General features: G+C 46.4%; 1 protein-coding gene. It reads right to left on the bottom strand.

Features of this window, described 5'->3' with window-relative positions; translation table 11 throughout:
* Positions 1-211: 211 nt before the first annotated feature.
* Complete coding sequence (gene rluB, locus R7070_RS26090; RefSeq protein WP_005465081.1) at positions 212-1,150, bottom strand: 23S rRNA pseudouridine(2605) synthase RluB; 939 nt, start codon at positions 1,148-1,150, stop codon at positions 212-214.

The following is a 1,150-nucleotide window of genomic DNA, read 5'->3' as shown; positions in this document are numbered from 1 at the left end:
TATGCTAATCAGCCGAGACCCAGAACATAAGTTCTGCCATATGCTTTGGAAGCGCGACTAACGCTCCTTCTCTTATGAATAAAAACACCAGCCTAGTGCTGGTGTTTTTTTATCTTCAAACATCACCGAAGATAGAAAAATGGCCTTTTTGCGTATAAGAAAAAGGCCTGCCAATTGGCAAGCCTTTCTGATTTTCGTTTTTCGCTCTCGATTAACGATGCTTGTTGCGTGCACCTTGTTCGCCAGCATTTTTCTTTGGCTTACGACGAGCAGGATTGTTGCTGCGACCTTTAGACGTGCTTACACGTTCTTCATGGCGCTTAACCGCGCGGCGGATTTTTTGGCTGCGAGCACGTTCACGCTTACGTGACGTATTATCCTTGCTCAAATCTAGCATGGTTTCTTTCTCTGGGCGAAGTTCTACAAGCTCACGCAGGTAGTTTACTTCTTTCAGATCCAGTTCCATCCAACCGCCACGAGGCAGTTTTTTGTCTAGGAAGATATCACCGTAACGAACACGTTTCAGACGGCTAACGGTACACTCTTGAGATTCCCATAGACGACGAACTTCACGGTTACGACCTTCGTTGATCACTACGTAGAAAGTGTGGTTCATACCTTCACCACCCGCGTAGACAACGTCTTCAAAGCGAGCTAAACCGTCTTCCAGTTCAACCCCTTTTACTAGATTACGAACTTTTTGTTCGGTTACTTCACCAAACACACGCACTAGGTATTCACGCTCAACTTGGCGACTTGGGTGCATTAGACGGTTTGCTAATTCACCATCAGTAGTGAAAAGTAGCAGACCAGACGTGTTTGCATCCAAACGACCAACAGAGATCCAACGAGAGCCACGAATTTTTGGCAGACGGTCGAAAACCGTGCGACGGCCTTCTGGGTCATGACGAGTACACAGCTCACCCTCAGGCTTGTAGTACGCAAGTACACGACAGATCACTTCTTCTTGAACCTTTGCAGATACAATGTGACCATCGATACGAACTACACTGCTCTCATCTTCCAGTCTTTCACCAAGTTTAGCGACCACACCGTTCACGCTTACGCGTCCGGATTTAATTAACGATTCAATCTCACGACGAGAACCGTGACCAGCACGTGCTAATACTTTTTGTAACTTTTCGCTCAT

The sequence above is a fragment of the Vibrio sp. 1557 genome, from assembly GCF_033340175.1.
GTDB classification, from domain to species: domain Bacteria; phylum Pseudomonadota; class Gammaproteobacteria; order Enterobacterales; family Vibrionaceae; genus Vibrio; species Vibrio alginolyticus.
The sequence above is the reverse complement of the archived record's forward strand: the minus strand, read 5'-3'. Positions and strand labels throughout refer to the sequence as shown.